This window comes from Ralstonia sp. PBBBR1, from assembly GCF_002256165.1.
Classification (GTDB): Bacteria; Pseudomonadota; Gammaproteobacteria; order Burkholderiales; family Burkholderiaceae; genus Ralstonia; species Ralstonia thomasii.
The window spans coordinates 429,980-455,422 of the sequence record NZ_NKIL01000004.1 but is presented as its reverse complement, the minus strand read 5'-3'; the positions used below and the strand labels follow the sequence as shown (position 1 = coordinate 455,422).

The window sequence follows — 25,443 nt, the reverse complement described above, 5'->3', positions numbered from 1 at the left end:
CATTATTTTAATATCGGCATAATCTATTTGCAGTCGAATTCACAAGGGCCGAGGTACCCCCCGGGTGCCGAATCTGCCCGTTTCGAGGCACCTTCAGCAGTGAGTTGAGCCGTTCTGTAGACGCACCCGCCGTAAGTGGGCGCGCGCAGAAACGGGTACGCTTCAGCACGCTGGCAGGCTTCTGGCGCGCGAAATTGAGGCAAAAAAAAAAGCGCCCCATGGGCGCTTATGGCGAAGAGAGCTGCGGCGAAATTACAGTAGGGCGACGTCCAGGCCAAACCGGCTTTTTAGCGCCTCGACGAGCGATTCCCGCGCACCACGGTCTCCCAGCTTCACATCAAGCATGACGCGTCCGGAATCCCATTCCTTAATTGTGCCTAGAAGATCACCTTCAGCGCTTCGGATCTTATACTGGCGGCTGACTTCCTTGACCTTGCGGGTACGCCCCTCCTGGGCCACCTTGCGGATCTGCTCCACGTCTCGGCTGGAGAGGCCCTCTTCCAGTACGCGATGCACCAGCTCGCGCGTGCGGTCTTCGCCAGCGCTCTTAAAGTACAGTGTCAGCTCATATCCTGTTGCGATACCAATTCCGGCCGGCCGCTCCTTCATCACTTCGAGCACTGACTCGGGCAGCTTCAACAGCGCCAGTGTCTTGTTGACTGTTCCTGCGGATACGCCGGTAATCTCGCAAATATCTTCTTCTTTTTTAACTTTTCCTTCGTCCAGCAGCTGTCGCCAAGCGATTGCGTTGTCCAGCACGGACTGGCCGGACCGCTGCTCGTTCAAGACGAACGACAGACGGTAAAAATCAATGTCCGACAGGCCGTCCTCGATGAAGCAGTCCATCTCGGCCTTCCCCGCAGCCGCCAAGGCCCGCTTACGGTAGTGGCCGTCGATCAGGACATACCAGCCCGGCCGCGCGGGGTCTGGTGCTGCCAACCCTGGCGTCTGCTGGCCGTGTGTGGCGATGGATGCCGCCCGCTCCTGAACGATCTGCGGATCGTAGATGCGGCGGGCGTTGAGCGGATTTTCCTGCAACCGTTCAAGCGGAACCTTGATGACCCGGCGTTCGGAGGTATTCGCAGGTGCGGGACTTTCAGCGCTGAAAGCGGAGACGGGAGCCGCTTGGCCAAGCAGGCCGCGGGGATGCGATGTAATCGCTTTTTCTGCCAAAGCAAAGCGATCGACCGGTGTCGCCTTGGTTTTCTCCGCGGCTATACCGGCCAGCATGCCATCTTTGAGCGATTTCAACTTCGCGCTCATACACGTTCCTCCTGCAACAACTGCAACACCTCGTCGATCAAGATGTCGACTTCACTCACGGCTTCCCGGGCGCCCGACACACCGTGTACTGTCGCGCCGATGGCCTGGCACTCACGAAATGCAGACCGCGATCCGATCATGGAATCCATCAAAGGAATATCTCCATCATCACCAAGAATTTCAATTGCTTGCTTGGCTAGCGAGACACGCCGCTGCACCATGTTCGCCAGCACGCGAATACGCAGCGTCTCGTTGGTGACTTGGGCCTGCTGAGCCAGGGCTTTGGCAGCCACTGCAGCCCACAGATCAGGCGGTGACGGCACCACGGGGATCAGCGCAATGTCGGAAATCAACAGCGCGCTTGACGACGACGGTGAGTGGACCGCCGGAGGGCAATCGACCACGATGTAGTCGTAGTCCGCGACAAACTTGCGGACCTCCCGGTGCATGGCGCCACCGGAAGGCGCCAAACCAATCACCGAAGCCGGGAAGGGCTTGTCTTCGGGCGCTTGAGCGGCCCACCGCGTGGCCGTTCCTTGCTCGTCCATATCGACCAGCAGCGTCTTACTCCCCCGCAAACCAAGGGTTCCGGCGATGTGCATGCTGACCGTGGTCTTGCCACAGCCACCTTTCTGATTGAATACCGTTACGATCTTGGCGCTCACTGCTCCTCCACTTTCAGCGCTGAAAGTCAGCAGCGCTCATCTTAGGGAAGGCGGCATGAAAACACAAGTTCGATAAAATTCAATTCATACAAATTTCACCGAAATAGAGAGACCGCAGACATGACGGAAAGGCGGTTTTCAATTCACCTAAATTGAGATGTAAATGCGGTCTTTGGCGCATAACTTTATGCGTTCAACCCGGCATTTACGGGCTTCCTAGGTGTTTACCAGTGAGATGCATAAAAGCGACATTTCGGAAAAATGCCGGCCATCGACACTCCGCTCCAAACTGGTTATGATGCTCAGACAGTCGTCTGAAGACTTTGTCTACGCAAGATTCGGAATCAGCCGGTTCTTCGTGCGATGTCCGGATCGGCTGGACGACGTGTTTTTTGTTATTTAAAGGAATTTTTGCATGGCCACGGGTACTGTCAAATGGTTTAACGAAACCAAAGGCTTCGGCTTCATCACTCCGGACGGCGGCGGCGCGGATCTGTTCGCGCACTTCTCCGAAATTCAGGGTTCGGGCTTCAAGACCCTGAAGGACGGCCAGAAGGTCACTTTCGAGGTGAAGCAAGGCCCGAAGGGTCTGCAAGCCTCGGCGATCAAGCCGGAATAAGTTTCGGGCTGATCGCCTGAGATGAAAAAGGGGAGCTTCTGCTCCCCTTTCTTTTTGCCTGGCGCTTCTTGCTGACTTCAGGCCAACTTCCGTACGCTCGTACGCGAAGGCTGCAGAATCAGCGCCTTGGAAGAGTCTGCATCCACCTTGGCGTCCGGATAGACAACCAGCACGTCCTTCAGCGCCTTGCGGAACAACGCACGGAATTTCCGCTCGCTTTCCGTTTCGGTACCGAATTGCATCTGCAGCGCTTCCCAGGGGATCTCGGTACGCTTCTGGATCGTAAAGAAGCGGTATGTGAGCCAGGAATACACATCCAGCGCAAACGGCGATTGCTTGAGCGCCTTCAACGCACGCATATCCACCGGCACCGGCCGATTCACGAGCTCGTTGAAGAACGGTTCAGACAGCACCACGAAGCTCTCGAACATTGAGCCCTGGCCCGGCTGCATCGGATCCCACCAGGTGGACAGCTGATCGGCCAACAGATAACCGATGCGATCGATCGAGAGCGGTTCCTGGTTCTGATTCTGGCTGCTGGGCGCCGACTTGTTCTGCACGATGGCAATCGTGGCAGAGAAGAGGCGAATCATCTGCTGGCGCACCAGCGTCATGGTGCCCCGCTTTCCGCCCGTGGCCATCGGGATGCCCAGGTTGTACATGAACTCGGACAACGAGTTGCCCAGCGAAATGCGCCGATCTTCCACCGTGCCCTGGAATTCGCCGCGCTTCTTTTTGGCCATGATCTCCTTGCCGATCCAGGCCAGCATCAGGCGAGGGTACGAGCCATATGGGTAGCCGAAAGAGACGGTCTCGGAGACGATGCGCTGCCGCCCATTGCTGGCCCGCTCGGAGCGCTGCTGCGTGAAGTAGCCCGGCTGGATCATCAGCGAGATGTTGCCGCTGGAACGCGTCCAGACCGGCGGTGCACCTTTGGGAGCGCGATAGGGAAGGGTGACCTGCACGCTGGCGCGACTGAGGAAGCCGACCTCGCCGCTTTGCCAGGCGTCTTCTCGTTCCATTGCCTGTGCTTCGTCGAACAGGCGCTGAAACTTCTCCGGCGCGGCAATGACTTGCCCTCCCGAGGGGACGATGATGCGGCCGGGCGAATTGTCGTCCGGTTTCCCATTGGGTGTGAGGCGCTTGGTGACCATGGTGGGCAAGAATTGTTCAGACCCTTTGTACTAAAACGCCTTCGCCTTGTCACGCAGAATTGGGTACGTTTTCTGAATTTTGCTCGTTGTCGCGGGAAGGGCATCGGTGGGCAACCGTTAAGGTTGTCCACGGAAGACCTTTCCTTACTACAAGCTATATATACCTTCTACGTTTACTACAGGTAAACCGTATACGCGGCCCGCAAAGCCTTGTCAGCGCTTGGTTCAGAGGGGTAAACCGAACCAGATTCTGCGAACGGCCGAACCAGATTCTGCGCGATGGCGTACCCGCTTCTGCGCGAAACCGTACCCGCTTCTGCGCGTTGGGCGTACCGGAATCTGCGGGGACAACATCATGTTGTCCACAGTGTTATCCACAGAAAAAAGGGGGAGAGCCGCACGATTCGGTCCGCTTTTGCGAGTGCGTACCCGTTTCTGCGAGGGATTCGTCGATTTTTTGGGCTCCCTCAGCCTGATAACTGACGAAGCGTACCTGTTTCTGCGTGAGTAAGGGCGTTTTCGCACGGACTACCCGTACCCAAATCTGCGTGCGTGCCGATCCACGTGACTTCCTGGCTCTTATTCTTGCGCCATCTATAAGAAAGCGAGCACACGCTTCGAATTGCTTGGTTGCACACCCTGCGTACCTGTTTCTGCGTGGCGGCGGGTAAGCTTGATGTGGCTGCACGTCATCGAGCCTTCCGCCTGACCTGTGCATTCTGAACTTTCATCGCTGAAACCTGGTTGAGGGAAGGCTGCTTGCCGATATCTCAAGGCTTGGGCGTTCTACACCGCGTACCTGTTTCTGCGGGTAAAAAGCCTTATTGGCCAAAGGCTTGGCGTGAAGGCTTGCAGACACGGCGAACCTGTTTCTGCGAGAGGTCCCGCAGAAACAGGTTCGCCCGATTCGAGGCCGTGGCCGCAGAAACAGGTTCGCTTTGAGCTGAGCCCTGGGCGCGATCGTGCGCAGAAACGGGTACGGTTTCGTTTTTCAGTGGCTCGCAGAATCGGGTACGCCCCGCATTGTCATTCCGCCCCACTCATTTGTAGAAATTTGTACCCGTTTCTGCGGACGAGGGGCGCAGAAATGGGTACGCCTACGGACGCGCAGGCCACGTGCCATCCGGCTCTCGCAGAAACGGGTACGGTCAGTGGGTGGGTGGGGGGACGGGCTCTTCGCTGCCAGCGGGAGGCGGCCTGTCGGGCGAGTGCATACGCCCGGCGTTTCGGGCATCATGCGCATCCCGCGCGCCGGCCCGGCTCTTGGTTGGCCGTCGCGTTTCCATCATTCGATTCACATGAACAAGTATTTGGACCGTGCAGCCTGGGGGCGCCGGAATCTTGCTAAGAGTAGCCTCGCCCCATGGTGGGCGTGCATCAGGGGAGCCAAGCGCAGGACCGCGCCGGCCGGCGATGACACTTCACAACAAGAGGAGACAACCTGAATGACCTGGCTTGCGCGCACCTTCAAGCTCGAGGAACACCAGACCGACGTCCGCACGGAAGTGCTTGCCGGGCTGACGACGTTCCTCACCATGGCGTACATCATCTTCGTCAATCCGAACATCCTGGCTGACGCGGGCATGCCGCACGACGCGGTATTTGTCGCCACCTGCATTGCCGCGGCGATCGGCACGATCATCATGGGGATGTACGCGAACTACCCGATCGCGATGGCGCCAGGCATGGGCCTGAACGCCTACTTTGCGTACGCGGTGGTCAAGGGCATGGGCTTTACGTGGCAGGCGGCGCTGGGCGCGGTATTCATTTCCGGCTGCCTGTTCCTGCTGGTAAGCGTGTTCCGCATCCGCGAGATGATCGTCAACGGGATTCCGCATTCGATTCGCGTGGCAATCACGGCGGGTATCGGGCTGTTCCTGGGCATCGTGTCGCTGCGGGGGGCTGGGCTGATCGTCGGGAATCCGGCGACGCTCGTGACGCTGGGCAACGTGCACCAGCCTTCGGTCATCCTGGCGGTGATCGGCTTCTTCGTGATCGTCGCACTGGACCATCTGCGCGTGAAGGGCGCCATCCTGATCGGCATTCTGTCCGTGACGGCAGCGAGCTTCTTCTTTGCGGGCAATACGTTCCACGGTGTGGTGTCGATGCCGCCGTCGCTTGCGCCCACGCTGATGCAGCTCGACATCATGGGGGCGCTGTCTGTAGGCATCCTGAACGTCGTGCTCGTGTTCTTCCTGGTGGAGCTGTTTGACGCGACCGGCACGCTGATGGGCGTGGCCAACCGCGCGGGCCTGCTCAAGCAAGGCAAGATGGACCGCCTGAACAAGGCGCTGCTGGCGGACAGCACGGCCATCATGGCGGGCTCGCTGCTGGGTACGTCGTCGACCACCGCCTATATCGAGAGCGCTTCGGGTGTGCAGGCGGGCGGCCGGACGGGGCTGACTGCGTTGACGGTGGCCGCGCTGTTCCTGCTGTGTCTGTTCTTCTCGCCGCTGGCTGGCGTGGTGCCGGCTTACGCGACGGCGCCCGCGCTGTTGTACGTTTCGTGCCTGATGTTGCGCGAGCTGGTGGACCTGAACTGGGAAGACACCACCGAAGCCGTGCCGGCCGTGCTGACGGCGCTGATGATGCCGTTCACGTATTCGATCGCCAACGGCGTTGCGTTCGGTTTCATCACCTACGCGGGTCTGAAGCTGTTCACCGGCCGCATGCGCGAGGTGCCGGTCATCGTGTGGATCATCTCGGCGGTGTTCCTATTCCGCTTTTTCTATCTGTCTGGCGGGCACTGAGCGCCAGGGGCTCCACGCGATCCACAGCGAACGCGGACTTTTGGGTCCGCGTTTTTTTTTGGAGCATTTGCGCCAAAGCGTACCCATTTCTGCGTGCGATTGCAGCGCCGGGCGTACCCGTTGCTGCGTACCATTGTCGCCGTTTCGGCAAGTGAGCGTACCCGATTCTGCGGACGAGGTAAGTGACAACTGTCGCGCAAATCGCGGCGACAATTGGTTTCGACAATGCGTTGATACGGCACTCACGCAGGCGGTGCGTACCCGTTTCTGCGCGATGTGTGGAGGAATGTCAGGCGGACGGCACGGCCAGTTTGCGGGCTGCGTCGGTAATGCTGGCGGCCAGATCGGCTTCGCGCGCACGCACGGCGACGCTCGGCAGGGCAGCAAGGCCGAGCGCGTGGGCAACGTCGGCAGCCGGCTCACCGGTGGCAAGCCGCTCGCGTAAATGGGCACCGCGCACGCTACGCAGCGAGGCATTCGCGAGGCGCACAGCTGCGTCGGCGCGACCGATGGCGCGAGCGTATTCAGCGGCTTCGCCAAGCATGGCCTTGACGATGAGCAGCAGTTGCGAGCGTGAGCCGATGCCCTTGCGCTCGCCGAAGTCGCGACGCAGGGCGGGGGAGTCGATGATGGTGCCGTCTGCACGTCGCGGCGAGCGCTTGCGCACCGACAGCAGCAGCGGCGTGGCTTCGTTCGGCAGCGGCAACGGCGAGAGGCCAAAGGCCGCGCGGTACTCGCGCAGCGCAGGCATCAGCGCATCGCATGGCAGCCAGCGCTGCGAGCGGCCTGTGCCGACTGCCAGCAGCCAGACCGACGCCGGCAGCAGCGCGTCGGATGTCACGCGCGCGGCCGGCACGGCGTGCAGCGCCACGTCTCCCATCCGTGCGCTTACCAGCTCCGATACCCGCATGCTCGCCTGCGCGAGCAGCACGGCGAGGAAGTGGTCGCGCGCCTGGCGCAAGCGCGCTTCACGGCCAAGCGCGACACGCGCGCGCACGGCATCGATCATCAATGCCATATCGGAGGCGCCAAGCGCGGTGTCCGGTTCGGACGTTGCGACCGACCTCGGTGCGGGCGCGCTTGGCGCCGGTACGGTAATGACGATCGCATCGTCATCGAGAAACGGGTTCGCGCGCAGATAGCCCGTGCGCAGCAGCCAGCCGCAGAGGTTCGCCGCGATGATGCTGCTCTGTCGTGCGGAACGTGCCGAGAGCCGGCCGCGCAGCGGCGTCCAGTTGGCATCGTCGCGTTCAATGCCGCGCGCACTGATCGCCCATGCAGGCGGTTCTTGCAAAAAGCGCAGATAGGCCGACGCGTCGTCGCGTTTCCAGCTTGCGATCGGCTTACCGAACGTGCGCGCGTACCAGCACACGCGCTCGGCTTCCACGCGGTACTGCGACAGCGTGGAAGCACTCACCGCACGGGCGCCGGAAGCGCGCGCAGCGAGCCACGCCTGCACGCGTTCACGCTCCTGCGCGAAAGCCTGCAGATCAGCCTCGGAAGCGGCGTTATCGGGAAGGGGCACGGCGTCTGCCGGGCGCGGTTCGAACATGCGGAGCGTGTGTGGGCACGAAGACAAAACGGTTCGCGCAAGTATAGCGATCCGCATCCGTACCCAGGCGCAGGCACCGCATTCGAGCGGATATTCAACCGCGATGGGCACGCCCCATGCTCAATGAGGGAACGTCGCTTCGTGTGTCGGACGCTTCCGACAAAACGATCGGAACCAGTTCGATAGGCACGCTGCACGCGCGTGGCTATCTTCGGCTCCACAAGTCGACAACAACGTACATGGGCGTGCGATGCATGCGGCCCGGTTCATGACAGGACTCTCCCTCCGAGGTGCAAGATGAAGATACAGATCAGGAAGATCGTCGCCGTGCTGGCGCTGGGTTCGTTGGGTGTGCTTGCCGGATGCGGCGGCGGTGACAACGACATCGGGCAGATCATTGGCACCAGCTCGCCGCAATACCGCACGGTGCACGCCAACCCGTTCATCGGCAACGTGGACTTTGGTGTGAACGGCACCACGAAGATCACCAATGTTGGTTTCAAGAACGTCAGCAACTACTTCGGTATTGACGCGACGGCCAGCACGGCCACGGTGTCAAACGCGGGCAGCAGTACGCCGCTGGCCTCCACCGGCTTCACGCCGGCAAATGGCCACCGCTATACGGCGCTGGCCATCGTGGGCTCCAACGGCTCGGCCACGAGCCTGGCGCTCATTGATGATCCGTATAACAAGTCGATCCTGTCAGACAAGGCGCGCGTGCGCACCTTCAACGCCTCGTACAACGCCCCCAACGTCGACGTCTACGTGACCGCGCCGAACGTGGATCTTTCGGCCATTGCGCCGACCATGAGCGGTGCCGCTTATGGCGGCGCGTCGCCGGCCAGCACGCAGGATTCGATCTACGTCGATGGCGGCACGTACCAAGTGCGGGTGGCGACAGCCGGGACGAAGAACATCATCTTCACCTCGCAACCGTTCAGCCTGGCCAACAACGCCGACTGGCTGATCACCACGCTGCCGGCCGGGGGCGTCGGTGCGGTGACGCCGAACGCGATTCGCGTGTTGGTGGCCCAGGCCAACGGTGCCTCGCAGACGGCTTCTGAATTGCCCTCGCAGTAACTTCGCTTCACGCCCTATGATGCGGTGCTGCGGCACCGCATTTTTTTCGCGGCGGCCCCGGGAATGAAAACTGCTAGCGAAGGGCGCAATGAGTGAATCCGTAACGGGCTGGTCGGCACCCGTGCGCGCAGCGCGCGAGACGCATGCTGCACCGGCCGCCAAGAAGCAGGTTGATGTGTTCTGGGTAGACGATCCGTTGACGGGAACGCGTCTGCACGTGAGCGCCGGGGCGCAGACGTGGGGCGTGCAGCCCGATTCTTTGTGCGGTATCCGTGACCGCTGGCTCGTCCATGTGCATCCGGATGACCATATCGCGCTGCGTGCCGCCTGGGAGGGCCTAGCGCGGGGGCAGGAGTTTGCCCTCGAATACCGCTGGCTCGGCACCGACGACGGCCAAACGCGCGAATACCGCGTTCGCGAACGCGGCTACCTCCTGCCACGCCTCGACGGTGCGTCCGCCCATGCCGTGGGCGTGGTCGAAGACGTGACGCAGGGCCAGCAGACCCTGGCCGCACTCACCGAGTCGGAATTCCAGTTGCAATGGCTGACTGAAAGCGTGCCGTTTCCGCTCGTGCAGATCGACCCCGAGCACCGCGTGCGTTTTGCCAACCGCGCCTACGCGCAGCGCTTGGGCTTTCGGCACGAAGACGTGCTGGGCCGCCATTTGCGCGACCTGATGGGTGAAGCAGCGTATGCCCGTGTCCTGTCGCACCTGAACGACGCATTCGCGGGGCAGCGCGTCGAGTTTGAAATGGAATTGCAGTATCGGGCCGATGTTGGCCGTCGCTTCGTGCACGCCGCGTACTCGCCGCAGCATGGGCCGGACGGCAGGGTACAGGCGCTCGTCTGCGTGGTGGAAGACATCACCGAGCGCAAGGAGGCCGAGCACGAGCGCTTTCGCCATCAGCGCGAATTCGTCACGCTGGTCGAGAACGCGCCCGACGTGATCGCGCGGCTCGATCGCGAACTGCGCTGCATGTATGTCAACCGCGCGGTCACCGAAGCCTTTGGCGTGACGCCTGCCGTGATGATTGGCAAGACGCTGACGGCATCGCCGCTTGCCGCCGAGGTCACGCGCCCGCTGGAGGACGCCGCCCGCCACGCGTTCGCCCTGGGCGCAGAACAGACGCTTGCCTTGCATCTGGACGTGTTCGACGGACGACCGCGCATTGCGCACTACAACGCGCGCGTGATTCCGGAAGCGGATCGCAACGGCGCGATGGAATCGGCGCTGCTCATCATTTACGACGTGACCGAACGCACCGAGGCCGAGCGCGAGCGCGATGCGCTGCTGCTGCGCGAACAAGCCGCGCGTGCGCAGGCAGAAGCCGCGGCGCGGGCGCGCGATCAGTTCCTGGCGGTGGTGTCGCACGAGCTGCGTTCGCCGCTCAATGGCATCCAGAACTGGGCGTATGTATTGGAGAGCCAGATCGCCGGCGGTGCGCCGCTCATGCAGCGTGCGCTCGCGGGCATCAAGACGGGCGTCGAGCAGCAGGTACGCCTGATCGAAGACCTGCTGGACGCCACACGCGTGATGAGCGGCAAGCTGCGGTTGACGCGTGAACCGTTCGTGCTGCGCACGGCGCTGGAACGCGCGCTCAACAGCGTGCACGCGTTGGCCGCCGAACGCCACATCGCCCTGCACATCACCATCGACCTGGACGATCACGAAATTGACGGCGATGCCGATCGTGTCGAGCAGATCGTGTGGAACCTGCTGACCAACGCCATCAAGTTCACGCAGGAAGGCGGTGATGTCTGGCTGTCGGCCGATCTGTTGGGCGAGGTGGCGCGCATTGTCGTGCGCGATAACGGCCGCGGGATTGCGCCGGCGTTCTTGCCGTATCTGTTTGATCCATTCCGCCAGGCCGACGGCGCGCACACGCGGCGCACGGGTGGACTGGGGCTTGGGCTCGCGTTGGTCAAGCGCCTGACCGAGTTGCACGGCGGGCGCGTGTATGCGCGCAGTGAGGGCGACCAGCATGGCGCTGCCTTTACCGTGTACCTGCCGCTGCATGCCGGCGCCGATCTGATCACGCCGCTGGCCGAAGACCCCGAACGCAGCGGGCCACTGCCTTCACTGGCGGGCCTGCGCGTGCTGCTGGTTGACGACCAGCAGGATGCGCGCGACGCGCTGGCGACATTGCTCACGCAGGTCGGTGCGGAGGTCGGCAGCGTGGGCTCCGGGCACGAGACGATGGCGCTGCTCGACCTCTGGGGCGCACGGGGTGAAGCAGGCCGCCCGCAGGCCGTGGTGTGCGACATCGCGCTGCCCGATGAAGACGGCTACGCGATCCTGCAGAGAATTCGTGCTTGGGAACACGAACACCTGCCCACCGGCGCGACGCCGATGGCCGCCATCGCGCTGACCGCATTTGCGCAGCCGCACGATCGCGCTCAGGCGCTGGCCACCGGTTTTCAGGAACACCTGATCAAGCCTGTGTCGCCGTACGATCTGGTGCGTACGTTGCGGATGCTGGCGATGCCTGCTGCTTCCGTGTCATAGCCCGCCAGGGCACGACTTTTGCGCAGAGAACGGAGAACCGCATTCTCTGCCATGCCAGCCGAACCGACTCCACCCACCACGCCGCTGGAACCCTTGCACGGTAGCCTGCTCGACGGGCTGCGGCAGCCGGCTTGGCGCGTGGCGATGGTGCTGGTGGCCATTGGCGGCACGTTGGTGTTTCTGCAGTGGGCGCGAGCGTTCCTGGTGCCGGTTACGCTGGGTGTGGTGCTCGCGTTTGCGTTGAACCCGGTTGTGGTGTGGCTGCGGCGCTGCTATGTCCCGCGCCCCATAGCCGCGGGCATCGTGGTGCTGGGCTTGTGGATTGCCGGTGCGATGCTGGTCTTCGGAATGCAAGACGGCGTGTCGGCCATGGCGGACCGGTTGCCCGTTGCGGCGGAGCGCATGGCCCAAGCCGTCGACGGTATGCGCGGGCACATGGGCGGCGCGTTCGGCAAGATGCGCGATGTGACCGTCGCGCTCGAGCATGCCGCCGAAGGCATGCAGGGCAAGCCGGCACCAGCACCTGCCAAGCGTTCGCCCGCGACCCCGGCTTCCGCGCAGCCGGTGCTGCCGCTGCGCGAGTTTCTATGGACAGGCTCCGCCAACCTCTTCGCGCTGGCCGGGCAACTCGTCGTGGTCTCGTTTCTCGTCTACTTCCTGCTCGCTTCGGGCCAGGCACTCAAGCGCAAATGGGTGCGTGCAGTGGGCAACACCTTGAACGAGAAGAAGCGCGCGGTGCGCATGATGGCGGTGATCGGCACGCAGATTCAGTATTCGCTGCTGGTGCTGTTTGCCACCAACATCATGCTGGGCGTACTGACCACGGTGGCCTTTGTGCTGCTCGGCATGGAAGACGCGGCGGTCTGGGGTCTGGCGACCGCTGTGCTGCATTTCGTGCCGTATCTCGGTTCGGTGGTGATTGCCGTGGCCAGCGGCATTGGCGCATACCTGCAGATGGGCGCGTGGTCGGATGCGCTTGTCGTGGCAGGCGTTACGCTGCTGCTGGCCACGCTGGTCGGCACGCTGCTCGTGACGTGGCTGCAGAGCCGGGCGTCCAAGCTCGACCCGTGTGTGGTCTACATCGGCCTGCTGCTGTGGGGCTGGCTGTGGGGCCTGTGGGGCTTGCTGCTTGGGACATCGATCACGGCGATGATCAAGGTGGTGTGTGATCACGTCGACCGACTGCGCCCGCTTGGTACGCTGCTCGGCACCACCGATGCGCCGGCCGGCGTGTCGCAGCGGCTGCTGGACCGACTGCGCGGCCGTTCCACACGGCGCCTGGAACGCGTGCACCGCCCCCGCTGATTGCCTCTCAATCACCTGGCGCAGCAAGCGTTACAAGCGCGCATGTAACCCTTACGCAATGATCACGCCGCGACGCCGGCACATGCATGGTTAATCCGCACCGTCTGCACCGCGTGGTTGTGCAGCAGCGGTGCAGGTCTTGTCCCTTGCATGATGTGAGCGTGCGCTGTGGGCACGTCGGTTGCGGTGCGCAAGGCAACCAGATCACGTCCGCAGGAGGGCGCCATGAACCGACTACGCCCCACCTTACGGGGCCCGCATCAGCGCGGCGAACGGCCGGCAGGCATGACACCGCCGCGTGCGCCAGGCGCGGGCCGAAACGCTGAAAACATCGACAAGATGCTCGGCAAGCCGGAGCAAGGCAAGCCGGAGTCGGGCTCGGCAGATCGGCTGCCGCACGAGCGCGACCAGCACCTTGAAGAGCAACGTTCCGCCCCGCGCAGCGATGTCGAGCAGGCCGCGCGCGACATCGAAAGCGGTCAGCTCGACACCGATCTGCACAACACCCCGGGCGTGGAGCGCGTCGTGCGCGAACGCCATGCGGCCAATCGCGACGACAGCGATCGCCAAGTCGCCAATCGCAGCGCAGATGACCTTGCCCACAAGCGAGGCCAGACGGGCGGCCCTTCGCACAGCCGCGACGAGCACAAGGGTTGATCGGCGCATGCGCATCGCTTATGTGACCGAAACCTGGCCGCCGGAACTCAACGGCGTGTCGCTCACTGCCGCGCGCACCGCGGCGTTTCTGCAGGCGCGCGGGCATGACGTGATGGTGGTGCGCCCGCGCCAACGTGCCATCGACGCCGGCAAGTCTGCACTGGCGGATGACACGCTGCGCGTTCCTGGCGTGCCGATTCCGCTGTATCCGGATTTGCGCATGGGGCTGCCCGCGCGCCGGCGCCTGCTTTGCGCGTGGGCCGCCTATCGGCCCGACCTTGTGCATGTCGCCACGGAAGGGCCGCTAGGCTGGTCAGCCATCCGCGCCGCGCGGCAACTCGGTCTGCCGGTGACGTCGGATTTCAGAACCCGCTTCGACGAGTACGGTCGCCACTATGCGTGGGAAGGTGCCGTCACGCTCGTGCGCGCCTATCTGCGCGCATTTCACAACCGTACCGATCGCACGTTTGTCCCCACGCGCGAACTGCAGCGGCAGTTGAGCGAACTCGATTTTGCGCGCCTGACCGTCAGCACACGCGGCGTCGATGCACACCAATTCACGCCACAAGCCCGCAGCGACGCATTGCGCGCGCAGTGGGGCGCCAATGCCGATACGCCGGTCGTGCTCACGGTTGGCCGTCTGGCGTTGGAAAAGAACCTCGATGTCGCGCTCGATGCGTTTCATGCGGTGCGCAAGCGCGTGCCCCGCGCACGCCTCGTCATGGTGGGCGATGGCCCGCAGCGCAACGCACTGCGCAGGCACTGTCCCGATGCCATCTTTGGTGGAACGCAGCATGGCGAGGCACTGGCCGCGCACTATGCATCGGCTGACGTGTTTCTCTTTCCGAGCTTGACCGAGACCTTCGGCAACGTGGTGGTCGAGGCGATGGCCAGCGGTTTGCCCGTGGTCGCGTTCGATACCGCAGCGGCCGGCATGCTCGTGCGCAGCCAGGAGAACGGCTGGCTCGCGCCCGTCGGTGATACCGCGTCATTCACGCAGGCGGCCGTCGCGCTCGCCACCGATGCCGGCTTGCGGCAACGCCTCGGGCAGGCAGCGCGGCTGACGGCGCTGGGCCTGGATTGGCCGCGTGTGCTCGAACGCTTTGAAGCCGCGCTCATTGCCGTGCACGACGCTGCCACCAACGGGGAGGCCTACCATGGCGACGCACGCCTGGCCTGACTGGAAGCGCTGGCGCGAGCGCGATCGGCAGCTCGCGGTGGCGCTCAACCACGTGGCGGGCAATGCCTCGGCCATGCGCTTCTATCGTGGTGTCAGCCGCCTTGGTGACGGCATGCTCTGGTATGCATTGATGGCCGCGCTGCCGGTCGTGGGCGGTGAGGCCGGCTGGGAATGTGCCAAGCAGATGGGGCTCACGGGGCTGCTCTCGCTCGTTATCTACATTGTGCTCAAGCGCGGCGTGTGCCGTCCGCGACCCTATCTTTCCTGCAAAGAGATCCACCTGTGCGGGCGCGTGCTCGATCAGTTCAGTTTTCCATCGGGTCACACGCTGCATGCGGTGTCGTTCAGCATCGTGATGGCAGCGTACTACCCGCGCATGGCGCTGGCGCTGGTGCCGTTCACGCTGATGGTCGCCATCTCCCGCATCGTGCTCGGCCTGCACTATCCGAGCGACGTGCTGGCGGGAGCCGGGCTTGGGATGCTGATCGGCGGGTTGTCGGTGTGGCTGTTCTAAGGCCCGCGCTCAGTACGACGTTTGCGCGTGCCCGGTGACGGTGGTTTCCGGGCCACCCATCCAGGCTTGCGCCAGGGCCTGCGCAAAGCCGTTCTTGGTGACGGGGGTGCGCGTCTCCAGGCATGTGGCAAGCAGTTCCTGCCAATGGCGAATGACGTCGGGATGCGCCGCGTCGGCCGGATGCAGGCCCAGGCGCAGCAGCGGCGCGTCGGCGTGCCGCTGTGCGAGCCAACGCAGGTAGTACCGGGACACCAGTCGGCGCGCCGGCGAGCGAACGCTATACGTCAGACACGGTGCCTTGAGCGGGCGGCGCGGGTGCAGCAGGTAAAAGCGCTGCAGCGTGGTTGTGTAGCGCAGTGGCAGCCCGTCGAGTGCTTCCCAGGTGGCCGGGTTCATCAGCCACGCCGGTGCGACAAAGCCATGCAGCGGCCAGCCGTTGGCGGCAAACCACGCGGCGCCGGCTTCGATGCGCGCACGCGCTGCCGCCAGCGGAATCGCCGAGAACTCGCCTTCACCGGCGGTATAGCGCGTGCGGATCAGTTGATTGATCAAGCCGCCCGGAGGCTGGTCATCGAGGTGCGCATAGCCATGCAGCACAAGTTCATCGCCCTCCGCCAGGCATTCGCTCATCACGCGGCAGAAGCGCTCGCTGTTGCGGGCGGTCGGGCCGCGATAGAAGTTTGGAATGACCAGCAGCGATTTGGGTACGCGCGCCACCTCGTCCAACGCAGAGAGCAACACCTTGCACGCGGGCCAGGTGGCGGGCGTGACGTCGTGCATGGCGAGGATGAGATAGCGCGACATGATGATCAACTAAGCGACTGTGGTCTGGGCTAACGGCTGCGCAATGCGCGCACGCGCTCGCTAGCCGGTTCGAACGTTGCTGCGGCGGTGCCGGCTTGCCGGCCGAGCAGCGCCAGATAGCGGTGGAGCAGCTGCGGCAGCACGGCCCGCCAGTCGTACTGCATCGCATGGCGGCGCGCGGCGTGCGCGAGCGTCACCGGATCCCGTTGGCGCAGCGCCTGGAGCGCCTGGGCAAAATCGTCCGCGATGCAACGTGGCACGGCATAGCCGACGCGCTCGTCCACCAGCTCGCTCAAGCCGCCCGCTGCGCACGTGACGACCGGCACGCCGCTGGCCATCGCTTCCAACGCGACGAGGCCGAACGTTTCCTGATCGCCTGCATGCACGAAAACATCGGCACTGGCCATGGCGGCGGCCAGGTGCTGCGCATCGCCTTCATAAGCGAGCGCGCGCACGTTCTTGCCGCGCGGAGGGGTCGGGCCCGAGCCGATGGTGACGAGCACGCTTCCGTCGTCGAGCTTGTCTACCGCGTCGCAGAGCACGTGCAGGTTTTTCTCCGGCGCATAGCGGCCGACGTATAGCAGCACGCGGGCATCACGCGGCAGGTCCAGCTGTTCGCGCCAGCGCAGCGAGCGCCGTGCCGGGTGGAACAGGCGCGTGTCCACGCCCAGCGGTTGCAGCTCAATGCGCTGCACGCCCAGGTCGGCCACCTTCTGCGCGATGTAGCGGCTCGGCACGAACACCGTATCGAAGTGCGGATAGAGCTTGCGGGCGTACGCCGCTGCGGCCAGTTCCGCGGGTGGGCCGCCCAGCCGGCGGAAGAACGCAGGCAGATCGGAGTGGTAGAACGCCGCCACCGGCACCTGCAGCCGCGCGCCGGCATGCACCGCCGCCCACGACAGCCGATAGGGGTCCCCGGCTTCAATCAGGTCCGGCGACAACGCACAGAGAGCACGCACCGCTGGTCCGGTGCGCAGCGGAATGCGATAGCCGTGCGAAAGCGGCAGCGGCACGCCGGGCACCACGGCGATCTCGTTGCTGGCGTCGTCTGCCGTGCCGGGTACAACCAACGTGTGCCGCCAGTGCGTGGAGCGCAGGAAGTCGTGCTTGGCCCGCAGGTAGCGTTTGACGCCACCGCTTTCCGCCGCCCAGAACATCGTGACGTCCGCCAGATGCAACCCGGCGGCCGTGGCATCGCCGTCGTGGCGATGCGGGTAGTGATCGGTGGGCAGCTTGCGCACGGTGGTCAGACCTGGCGCCGCATTTCGGCGGGTGCAATGCGCATGAGGCCGCGGTACTTGGCGACCGTGCGGCGCGCAACGATCACGCCCTGCTCAGCCAGCATCTTTGCGAGCGAAACATCGGAGAGCGGGGCGTCCGCGTCTTCGGCTTCGATCATCTCCTTGAGCAGCGCCCGCACGGAGGCCGCCGAGCATGCGCCGCCTGTGTCGGTCGCCAACTGGCGCGAGAAGAAATACTTGAACTCGAAGATGCCGCGCGGCGTGGCCATGTACTTGTTGCCCGTGGCGCGCGAGATGGTCGATTCGTGCAGGCCAAGTTCTTCGGCCACATCACGCAGCACCAGCGGCTTCATGGCCACCTCGCCGTATTCCAGGAAATGCTTCTGGTGCGCGACGATCGCCTCGGCCACGCGCTGGATGGTGGCAAAGCGCTGTTGCGCATTGCGGATCAGCCAGCGTGCTTCCTGCAGTTGGTGCGCCAGTGGTGTGCGATTGTGGCCCCGCGTCTGGGCAAACAGCTCCGCGTAGACCTTGTTGACGCGCGCGCACGGTGCCACCGCCGGGTTCGTCAGGGCAATCCACTTGCCCTTGATCTTGGCAACGATCACGTCGGGCACGATGTAGCCCGCATGCGCCTGCGAGAAGCGCAGCCCCGGGCGCGGGTCCAGCATGCGGATCAGCGCGCAGGCATCGCGCAACTCCTCTTCCGTACAGCCGAGCGCGCGACGCATCTGCGTGAATTCGCGCTTGGCCAGACGGGGCAGGTGGCTGCGCACGATGTCTTGTGCGATCTCCTGGATGCGCTCTTCGGCTTCGGTATCCGCGGGGCGCGCCTCGATCTGCAGGCGCAGGCACTCCGCCAGATCGCGCGCGGCCACGCCCGGCGGGTCCAGGCTCTGCACGAGCGCCAGGGCAATCTGCATTTCCTTCTCGGTGGGGGGCGGCTCCACCGGTGCCAGCGGAGCCAGCTCGGAGAGCAGCTGGCGCAGGTAGCCATCGTCGTCCAGCGCTTCGATCAGCGTCTGCGCGAGGAGGCAGTCGCGGTCTGACAGGCGATAGCTGCGCAGCTCCTGATGCAGATGCTCGCGCAGGCTCGGCGTGGAATGCACCCACTCGCCTATGTCGCTGTCTTCACCGTCGCCGTGGTGGGCGCCGCCGTGGCTGTAATAGGTGCTGAAGTCGGTGGGGAAGTCTTCCGATGCCGCTAGCGTCGCATCGGTTTCGATGGCGCTGGTGGTGGTTTCCAGCGGGGCGTCGTCTGCAGGCGTGTGATCGGCCGCGGTGCCGTCCAGATCGGCGGAAATGGCAATGTCGCCGGTCCGTGCGGCATCGGGCTGCGCACCGGCTTCTTGTTCGACTTCCTCCAGGAACGGATTGCTTGCGAGCGCTTCTTGCATTTCCTGCGCAAATTCGGTTGCAGACAACTGCAGCAGCTTGACGGACTGCTGCAGTCGCGGTGTTAGCGCGAGATGCTGCTTCGCACGCATTTCCAGAGCGGCCTTGACCATTCGCCTTGCCTCCTTTGGTGAGTGGGTGTCGACATTTCCGTCGACCGGTCACCGCATCGATGCAAAGGGTATGCCATGTCCACAAAGCCAGTCGCCACAAGGCTTCACGGGCGGCTGGCACGCCGTTTCTACATGGTCATGTCGTTTTTATATGCGAAGTGTTGCCGGCACATGACAGCGCCGGCGTTGCTAGCGGGATTGCCCTGGCAGACGCGGATGGGTGGCACCGCAGGTACATGCGTTGCTGCGGTGGGAGGCGGGAGACGCGCCGCAGTGCGCTTCCATTGCCTTCTTATCCAGCATCACATCCCAGGAGAAACCACATGCGAACACGTTTTCTGACCGCAGCGCTTACCAGCGCGATCTTCGGCCTTGGCGTGGGCACTGCCATGGCCCAGACGACGGCCGCGCCGGTCGACAACCAGGAGTCCAGCAACCCGACCAAGGCGCCGGGCAAGCGCACCGATCCGCCGTCGTCCACTGCCGATCGCACCGCGAATACACCGATGGCCGGCGGCGAGGCGACACCTGCTGCGGGCGGCAGCGACACCAGCAAGCCGATGCACAAGAAGCAGCGCCATCACAAGAAGTCGAAATCAGAGTCGACCGTGCCGGGCGGTACCAATAGCGCGGGCGACATGTCGCATTCGGGCGTGCAGGCCGGCGGCAACGATGCCGCGACGACCACCGGGAATTCCTATCCCGGTAGCTCGAAGCCAGGTCAGTAACCTCGAAAAAAAGGAAAAGGGCTCGTCATGCCGATGACACTCACCATTGCCGTCCGCACGGGCCCGCGCGCCCGCGCGGAGACCGAACCCGCACCCCGCCGCCGGACGCCGGAACCGCAGGAACGCCGCCGCCACGAGCATCCGGGCGAACGCGCGCACGCGCATCCGCGCTAGAACGTCAGCGCGGATGCAGCGGGTACAACATGGGCGAAGGCGGTGGAGCGCTGAGAAGCGCCTGCGTCAGGCCGCCATGGCGGCGGCCGCGGTGCTTTGGTAGAGGTCGAGGCGGTTGTACAGCGTCTTCAGGCTCACGCCGAGCGTCTTGGCAGCCTGGCGCTTGTCACCATGAAAATGCTCCAGCGTGGCCAGGATCATCGCGCGTTGCGCGTCGGCCAGCGTCACGCCCACCGACAGGCTGAGCACACCTTCCTTGACGGTCGGGCGCGCAGGGCCGCGCGTGGATGCGAGCGGCGCAGCCAGTTCGACGGTTTTTTCGCCGAGGATGTAGCCGCGCTGCACGGCGTTGCGCAACTCGCGCACATTGCCCGGCCACGGCTGGCTGCGCAGGGCCGCCAGGGACTGGCGCGAGAACACCTTGTCGGTCTGGTGTGCGGCGTTGAACTGGGCCAGGAAGTGCAGCGCCAGTTCTTCGATATCGTCATCGCGATCGCGCAGCGGCGGCACCTGCAACGGCACCACGGCCAGGCGATACATCAGATCTTCGCGAAAGGCGCCATCACTCACCGCTTCCAGCAGGTTGCGGTTGGTGGCCGCGATGATGCGCGCGCGCGTCTGAATCGGCTCGGTGCCGCCCACCCGCATGAACACGCCGGTCTCCAGCACGCGCAGCAGTTTGACCTGCATCTCGACCGGCATCTCGGTGATCTCGTCGAGGAAGATCGTGCCGCCGCAGGCATGTTCGAAATACCCGATATGACGCTGGGCAGCCCCCGTAAAGCTGCCTTTCTCGTGGCCGAACAGTTCGGACTCGATCAGGTTGGGCGAGATGGCACCGCAGTTCACCGCGATAAAGGCCTGGTCTGCGCGCGGGCTCATGTCGTGCACCGTGCGGGCAATCAGTTCCTTGCCGGTACCCGATTCGCCCATGATGAGCACGGTGGCCAGGGTGCCGGAGACCTTGCCGATCTGATCGTACAGCGCACGCATCACCGGCGAGCGGCCGTAGAGGTGACCGAAATCCGGCTCGGCGATCGGTTGGGCAGGCAATGTTTCGGCGTCGGACGGCACGCGTTCGGTGTCGTCAAAGTCGGCCAGGGCAGGGGGATAGCTCAGGCGCCCGACGGACACTGCACGATCGTCGGCGAAGGCTTCGCTCAAGGACATGGCTCCCTCGTGGTTGGTCGCAACGGGGACGTCCTGGCGAGCGGCTGCATCTTCAGCGATGCAGTCTTCGGAAGGCAGGGTACGTCGTCATCCCGTCACATTGTGTTGAAAAGTTGAGCCATTATCAGGGCCGCCCAAGCGCGTTGTATGTCGGGCATGCGCTGACGTTTCTTCCATCCTGTCGGTCAAACGCTGACAAGAAACCGGCCTGAGACGCAGATGCCGCGCGGGTTTCACATGGCCATGCGACGTACGGTGTCCATTTCCGCCCGCAGGTGGCGAAGCGCCGGTCTTCTCAACTATGCTGACTCCTGCGTAGTACCAGCGGTCCGCCCTGGAGTGATGTATTCGATCCATTTCTTGCATGCGTGCGTGTAAAAATTACCAACATCCATATCGCCGACGTGGGTTTGCCCGTGCGATGCCCGGGTTGTATTGGATGGAACGCTTTTTGCACCTGCCGCCGGTTCTGCCGCCAAGCGCACCGTTGCGCCATGCATGACCGCCGGCACCTGCCGGCTCATCCAACCGAATCGAGATGCCACATGTTCTGATTGTCGAAGACGATGCCAACGCACGCGCTGCTCTGGGTGAGCTGGTGGGTGCCGAAGGCTTCACCACCGCGCTGGCCGGGTCGCTGCGCGATGCGCGCATTCAGATGTCGCGTCACAGCCCCGATGCCGTGCTGATCGACCTCGTCCTGCCCGACGGCAACGGCATGGATCTGATGGAAGACATCGCGCCGCACTCCGGTACCGAGATCATCGTCATGACCGGCCACGCCAGTGTGGAAACCGCCGTGGAGGCACTGCGCATGGGCGCGGCCGACTACCTGGTCAAGCCCGTCAATTTCCAACGCTTGAAATCGGTGCTGGCGCGCATCCCGCGTCCAGGCGATCTGAAAGCCGAGATCGGCAACCTGCGCGGCGAGTTGCGGCGCCTGGGCCTCTTCGGACAGATGCTCGGCAACTCGACGGCGATGCAGACGCTGTATGACCAGGTCAGCCGCGTCGCGCCCACCGAGGCGACTGTGCTGCTCATCGGCGAGTCGGGCACAGGCAAGGAACTGGCCGCGCAGACCATTCACGACCTCAGCCTGCGCCGCAAGCAACCGTTCCTGCCGGTCAACTGTGGCGCCATCTCGCCCAACCTGATCGAGTCGGAAATGTTCGGCCACGAGCGCGGCAGCTTTACCGGCGCCGACCGCCAGCACAAGGGCTACTTCGAACGGGCCAACGGCGGCACGCTGTTCCTGGATGAAATCACCGAGATGCCGATCGAGCTGCAGGTGAAACTGCTGCGTGTGCTGGAAACCGGCGTGTTCATGCGCGTGGGCACCAACCGCGAGATCGACTCCGATGTGCGCGTGATTGCCGCCACCAACCGCGACCCCGAAGAGGCCGTGGCCGACGGCAAGCTGCGCGCCGACCTGTATCACCGTCTGAATGTGTTTCCGCTGCAGCTGCCGCCGCTGCGCGAGCGCGGCAAGGATGTTGAACTGCTGGCCCAGCATTTCCTCGATCAGCTCAACGCGCAGAGCAATACCAAGAAGGCATTCCTGCCGCCGGCCATGGAGACCCTGCGCGGCTACCACTGGCCGGGCAATGTGCGCGAACTGCGCAATTACGTGCAGCGCGCGTACATCCTGTCGGACGACGCCGGCATCGATACGGCCAATGTGCCGCTGCAGGTGTCGAGCACGCAGGTCTCGTCCGGTTCCACGCTGACGATTTCGGTCGGCACCTCACTGGCGAGCGCTGACAAGAAGATCATCCTCGCCACGCTGGAGCAGTGCGGCGGTGTGAAGAAGCGCGCGGCTGAACTGCTCGGCATCAGCCTCAAGACGCTCTACAACCGGCTGGAGGAATACGGCAACAGCAATGCCGACGACGGCGGCGAGGGCAACAACACCAGCAACGGCGCCGGCTCCGGCCGCGCGCATGCCACCGAGGCGTAGCCGGATCTCCTGGCGCGGTACGCGGCTTGCTGAAGCAGTGGGGTATCCGCCCCATGGCGGCAAGCTCACTCAACTGCACAGGAGGTCACCATGCTGCGTTATGCAGTCGTCTTTTTCATCATCGCCCTGATTGCGGCCGTGCTCGGGTTTGGCGGCATCGCTGCCGGCGCAGCGAGCATCGCCAAGATCCTGTTCATGATTTTCGTGGTGCTATTCGTGGTCAGCCTCATCTGGGGCTTGGTCGCGGGCAGAGGATGACGCCGGGATGAAGCGCACAGCTTTCAACCCGGCTTTCACGATGCCACGCAACTCCAGGAGCGCTGACTGATGGAACCGTCTCAAACCAACCCGTTTCCCAAATCCGATGCCAACGGCAACCTCATCCGCGGCGACGTGGCGCAAGCCGCCGAGCGTGCGAAGGCGACCACGGCACAGGCCATCGACCGCACTGCCGACGCAGCGGCCACCGCACTTGATGAGGCCGCTGCCAAGCGTGATCAATGGCGGGCCTCGCAGCAGCGCTTGATGCGCGATGCGGCGGACTGCATGCGATCGCACCCGCTTGCGACGATCGGCCTGGCATTCGGCGCAGGCTTCCTGATCAGCCGCCTGCTGGGCAGCGATAACGACTGAGGGCGAACACCCTCACGCTTCCTGCCAGCCACGGTCGCGCTTGCGCGCGTGCCGCGTGCTGACTAGGCTCAAGGTCGAGGCCGGCACCGCGCTGGCCGCGTCGCTTTGAAAGGACCCCCCATGCGCCTGACCGCCTGCTTCGACCGCAACCTGCTCAAGCGATCTGCCCAGGTCCTGATGGGGGCAGGGCAGCAGTGGTCTGCGCATCGCGCCGCGAGCAAGGGCGCGGCGTTGTCGTTCTACACGTTGTTCTCGATGGCACCGGTGCTGGTGCTGGTCATTTCCATCGCCGGCTTGTTCTTTGGCGAACAGGCCGCCCGCGGCGAAATCTTCGGGCAGATCCAGGGTCTGGTAGGCGCGCAGGGCGCGTCTGCGGTGGAAGCCGTGCTTGCCGCAACCCGGCGCTCGGGCAATGGCCTATTCGCGGCAATTACAGCCATCGTGCTGTTGTTGGTGGGCGCCACCACGGCGTTCTCCGAACTCAAGGACAGCCTCGACGAGCTTTGGGAGGTGCCGCCGCGCCAGCAGCCCGGGATGTGGGGCTTGCTGCGTTCACGCCTGCTGTCATTCAGCCTGATCCTCGTGCTGGCGTTTCTCCTGCTGGTGTCGCTCACCATCAACGCGGCGCTGGCCGTGGTGGAGCGCTTTTGGGGCGCGTTGTGGGCGGGCTCCACTTCGGGCATTGCGTTGCTGGTGGCGCAGGTGCTGTCGTCGGCGTTTTCGTTTGCCGTCGTTTCGCTGCTGTTCGGCACCATTTTCAAAATGCTGCCCGAAACGCGCGTGGCCTGGCGCGACGTTGCCCTGGGCGCCATCGTCACGGCGCTGCTCTTCACGCTCGGCAAACACCTCATCGGCCTGTATCTCGGCAACAGCGCCGTCGCATCGTCCTACGGGGCGGCGGGCTCGGTCGTGGCGCTGATGCTGTGGATTTACTACTCGGCGCAGATCTTCTTCTTTGGCGCGCTGGTCACGCGGCAATATGCGTTGCAGTTCGGCAGCCGTCAGTACGAAGGCGCGGGCCGGGCCACTGCCGCCGCGCAGGCGGCGTTGCTCAACCCGGCGATCGCGGCGAACCTCTCCAGTGGGGTGGCCGGGGGCAACGCAAGCGCAGCCCGCGAGAGCCGCTAAGACGCCCCCGCATCAATCCCGGGTCAGTTGCTCCAGCAGCATCCCCGCCACAAATGCCAGCCCGATGGTAATGACTGGGTGCTGACGTACGGAGCCGCTCGCCTGTTCGGAGACATTCGCGTGCAGGTTCTTCAACTGTTCGGTGCGCTTGTCGAACTGTGTGAGCGCCGTGCAGAGGACGCTCGCCAGCCGGTCGATGCCCTCGGCCGTGGCATCTTTGACGCGCTGCGCGGTGTGATCGATTTGCGGATGGAGCGGGGTGACGATCGCGCCGTTGGCGCCATTTGTGCCGGTGGTGCCATTGCTGCTGGCGGGCGGCTTGGGGGTCAGTTCGGTCATGTCGGCCTCCTGAGCTGAGTCATGTCAGTCAGTCACAAGCAACCGCCATGCCCCCAATGTTGCGCGACGCGCAAAAGAAAAGGGCCACGACTGTGGCCCTCGACACGGTGAGGAACTGCGCGGCTAGCCGACCGTCACCACGGTCTTGCGCACGGCCCAGATTTCAGCTTGCAGGGCCAGTGCAGCGAGTGCCTGCAGGCTGTCCTGCGGCAGGGCCTTGATCCGTTTGCGGCGATTGGCGGCACGCTGCTGACGCGCCGCGCGCACGCTTTGCTCGTCGAGTTGCCACGCCTTGCGGGTGGTCTCGATGATGCGTTGCACTGCCGGATCGACAGGGATTCGACTACGCACGATGTTGGACTCCTTGCTTCTTTGCTTCTTTCAATGTCGCGGCGTACCCAAAGGCGGGTTTCGCGACGGACTCCACAATACGGGAGCTTCATGACAACTTCGATAACACCCGCTCCGAAAGGGTTGTCAGTGCATTCCCACAACGGGTTGGTCTCGTCCGTCTGG

At 64.0% G+C, this 25,443-nt stretch carries 24 protein-coding genes; 14 read left to right on the top strand and 10 right to left on the bottom strand.

Features of this window, described 5'->3' with window-relative positions; translation table 11 throughout:
• Window positions 1–252 precede the first annotated feature (252 nt).
• Both CFE42_RS08265 and CFE42_RS08260 read right to left on the bottom strand, forming a co-directional pair.
• A complete protein-coding gene (locus CFE42_RS08265) occupies window positions 253–1,263 on the bottom strand; it encodes a ParB/RepB/Spo0J family partition protein (RefSeq protein ID WP_004632408.1) in 1,011 nt (336 codons plus the stop codon).
• Window positions 1,260–1,928 (bottom strand): ParA family protein, encoded by a 669-nt coding sequence (locus tag CFE42_RS08260; RefSeq protein WP_004632410.1) that lies wholly within the window; start codon window positions 1,926–1,928, stop codon window positions 1,260–1,262. Before CFE42_RS08260 ends, CFE42_RS08265 begins: the two co-directional genes overlap by 4 nt.
• A gap of 415 nt (window positions 1,929–2,343) precedes the next feature.
• Here CFE42_RS08260 and CFE42_RS08255 point away from each other — a divergent pair, with 415 nt between their 5' ends.
• A complete protein-coding gene (locus CFE42_RS08255; RefSeq protein WP_004632415.1) occupies window positions 2,344–2,547 on the top strand; it encodes a cold-shock protein in 204 nt (67 codons plus the stop codon).
• A gap of 77 nt (window positions 2,548–2,624) precedes the next feature.
• On the opposite strand, the gene CFE42_RS08250 is transcribed toward CFE42_RS08255, so the two are convergent.
• Window positions 2,625–3,701 carry a replication protein RepA gene (locus CFE42_RS08250; RefSeq protein ID WP_004632417.1) on the bottom strand — a complete coding sequence of 359 codons (1,077 nt, stop codon included), beginning with the start codon at window positions 3,699–3,701 and terminating at the stop codon, window positions 2,625–2,627.
• Between the two features lie 1,445 nt (window positions 3,702–5,146).
• On the opposite strand from CFE42_RS08250, the gene CFE42_RS08245 reads away from it, so the two are divergent.
• Window positions 5,147–6,451, top strand: a complete 1,305-nt coding sequence (locus CFE42_RS08245; RefSeq protein ID WP_004632419.1) for an NCS2 family permease — start codon at window positions 5,147–5,149, stop codon at window positions 6,449–6,451.
• Window positions 6,452–6,740: 289 nt separating this feature from the next.
• Here CFE42_RS08245 and CFE42_RS08240 read toward each other — a convergent pair whose 3' ends face one another.
• Window positions 6,741–8,003: a hypothetical protein gene (locus CFE42_RS08240; protein ID WP_004632422.1), complete on the bottom strand. Its 1,263-nt coding sequence runs from the start codon at window positions 8,001–8,003 to the stop codon at window positions 6,741–6,743.
• A gap of 297 nt (window positions 8,004–8,300) precedes the next feature.
• Between CFE42_RS08240 and CFE42_RS08235 the strand changes: the two genes are divergently transcribed.
• From CFE42_RS08235 to CFE42_RS08210, 6 genes are all read left to right on the top strand, one after another.
• The gene (locus CFE42_RS08235) at window positions 8,301–9,083 is read left to right on the top strand and encodes a DUF4397 domain-containing protein (RefSeq protein ID WP_004632425.1); all 783 of its coding nucleotides are present in this window, start codon (window positions 8,301–8,303) and stop codon (window positions 9,081–9,083) included.
• An 88-nt stretch (window positions 9,084–9,171) separates the two neighbouring features.
• On the top strand, window positions 9,172–11,589 hold the full coding sequence (locus tag CFE42_RS08230; protein WP_004632427.1) for a PAS domain-containing protein: 2,418 nt from the start codon (window positions 9,172–9,174) through the stop codon (window positions 11,587–11,589).
• Window positions 11,590–11,640: 51 nt separating this feature from the next.
• The gene (locus tag CFE42_RS08225) at window positions 11,641–12,894 is read left to right on the top strand and encodes an AI-2E family transporter (protein WP_004632428.1); all 1,254 of its coding nucleotides are present in this window, start codon (window positions 11,641–11,643) and stop codon (window positions 12,892–12,894) included.
• A gap of 225 nt (window positions 12,895–13,119) precedes the next feature.
• Entirely contained in the window at window positions 13,120–13,551 is a 432-nt protein-coding gene (locus tag CFE42_RS08220; protein ID WP_004632429.1) for a hypothetical protein, read from the top strand.
• Window positions 13,552–13,558: 7 nt separating this feature from the next.
• Window positions 13,559–14,731 carry a glycosyltransferase family 1 protein gene (locus CFE42_RS08215; protein ID WP_004632433.1) on the top strand — a complete coding sequence of 391 codons (1,173 nt, stop codon included), beginning with the start codon at window positions 13,559–13,561 and terminating at the stop codon, window positions 14,729–14,731.
• Window positions 14,709–15,245, top strand: a complete 537-nt coding sequence (locus tag CFE42_RS08210; RefSeq protein ID WP_004632435.1) for a phosphatase PAP2 family protein — start codon at window positions 14,709–14,711, stop codon at window positions 15,243–15,245. The genes CFE42_RS08215 and CFE42_RS08210 overlap by 23 nt, the downstream gene beginning before the upstream one ends.
• Before the next feature lie 9 nt (window positions 15,246–15,254).
• Here the strand turns inward: CFE42_RS08210 and CFE42_RS08205 are convergent, their stop codons facing one another.
• From CFE42_RS08205 to CFE42_RS08195, 3 genes are read right to left on the bottom strand one after another with little or no spacing between them, the layout of a single operon-like run.
• The gene (locus CFE42_RS08205) at window positions 15,255–16,049 is read right to left on the bottom strand and encodes a DUF2334 domain-containing protein (RefSeq protein ID WP_004632436.1); all 795 of its coding nucleotides are present in this window, start codon (window positions 16,047–16,049) and stop codon (window positions 15,255–15,257) included.
• Between the two features lie 29 nt (window positions 16,050–16,078).
• Window positions 16,079–17,290 carry a glycosyltransferase family 1 protein gene (locus tag CFE42_RS08200; protein WP_004632438.1) on the bottom strand — a complete coding sequence of 404 codons (1,212 nt, stop codon included), beginning with the start codon at window positions 17,288–17,290 and terminating at the stop codon, window positions 16,079–16,081.
• Between the two features lie 5 nt (window positions 17,291–17,295).
• Window positions 17,296–18,798: an RNA polymerase factor sigma-54 gene (locus CFE42_RS08195; protein ID WP_004632441.1), complete on the bottom strand. Its 1,503-nt coding sequence runs from the start codon at window positions 18,796–18,798 to the stop codon at window positions 17,296–17,298.
• Window positions 18,799–19,121: 323 nt separating this feature from the next.
• Between CFE42_RS08195 and CFE42_RS08190 the strand changes: the two genes are divergently transcribed.
• Complete coding sequence (locus CFE42_RS08190; protein WP_004632443.1) at window positions 19,122–19,526, top strand: hypothetical protein; 405 nt, start codon at window positions 19,122–19,124, stop codon at window positions 19,524–19,526.
• Window positions 19,527–19,553: 27 nt separating this feature from the next.
• Window positions 19,554–19,700, top strand: a complete 147-nt coding sequence (locus CFE42_RS08185; RefSeq protein WP_004632445.1) for a hypothetical protein — start codon at window positions 19,554–19,556, stop codon at window positions 19,698–19,700.
• 66 nt (window positions 19,701–19,766) lie between these two features.
• Here the strand turns inward: CFE42_RS08185 and CFE42_RS08180 are convergent, their stop codons facing one another.
• Window positions 19,767–20,870 carry a sigma-54 dependent transcriptional regulator gene (locus CFE42_RS08180; protein WP_004632446.1) on the bottom strand — a complete coding sequence of 368 codons (1,104 nt, stop codon included), beginning with the start codon at window positions 20,868–20,870 and terminating at the stop codon, window positions 19,767–19,769.
• Between the two features lie 538 nt (window positions 20,871–21,408).
• On the opposite strand from CFE42_RS08180, the gene CFE42_RS08175 reads away from it, so the two are divergent.
• The 4 genes from CFE42_RS08175 (at window position 21,409) to CFE42_RS08160 (ending at window position 24,588) form a co-directional block, all read left to right on the top strand.
• Window positions 21,409–22,827 carry a sigma-54 dependent transcriptional regulator gene (locus CFE42_RS08175; protein WP_004632448.1) on the top strand — a complete coding sequence of 473 codons (1,419 nt, stop codon included), beginning with the start codon at window positions 21,409–21,411 and terminating at the stop codon, window positions 22,825–22,827.
• Between the two features lie 90 nt (window positions 22,828–22,917).
• Window positions 22,918–23,085 carry a DUF1328 domain-containing protein gene (locus CFE42_RS08170; protein ID WP_004632450.1) on the top strand — a complete coding sequence of 56 codons (168 nt, stop codon included), beginning with the start codon at window positions 22,918–22,920 and terminating at the stop codon, window positions 23,083–23,085.
• 69 nt (window positions 23,086–23,154) lie between these two features.
• The gene (locus CFE42_RS08165) at window positions 23,155–23,460 is read left to right on the top strand and encodes a hypothetical protein (RefSeq protein ID WP_004632451.1); all 306 of its coding nucleotides are present in this window, start codon (window positions 23,155–23,157) and stop codon (window positions 23,458–23,460) included.
• Between the two features lie 120 nt (window positions 23,461–23,580).
• Window positions 23,581–24,588, top strand: a complete 1,008-nt coding sequence (locus CFE42_RS08160) for a YihY/virulence factor BrkB family protein (protein WP_004632453.1) — start codon at window positions 23,581–23,583, stop codon at window positions 24,586–24,588.
• A gap of 12 nt (window positions 24,589–24,600) precedes the next feature.
• Here the strand turns inward: CFE42_RS08160 and CFE42_RS08155 are convergent, their stop codons facing one another.
• Both CFE42_RS08155 and CFE42_RS08150 read right to left on the bottom strand, forming a co-directional pair.
• A complete protein-coding gene (locus tag CFE42_RS08155) occupies window positions 24,601–24,927 on the bottom strand; it encodes a hypothetical protein (protein ID WP_004632455.1) in 327 nt (108 codons plus the stop codon).
• Between the two features lie 123 nt (window positions 24,928–25,050).
• The gene (locus CFE42_RS08150) at window positions 25,051–25,278 is read right to left on the bottom strand and encodes a hypothetical protein (RefSeq protein WP_004632457.1); all 228 of its coding nucleotides are present in this window, start codon (window positions 25,276–25,278) and stop codon (window positions 25,051–25,053) included.
• Between the last annotated feature and the right edge of the window lie 165 nt (window positions 25,279–25,443).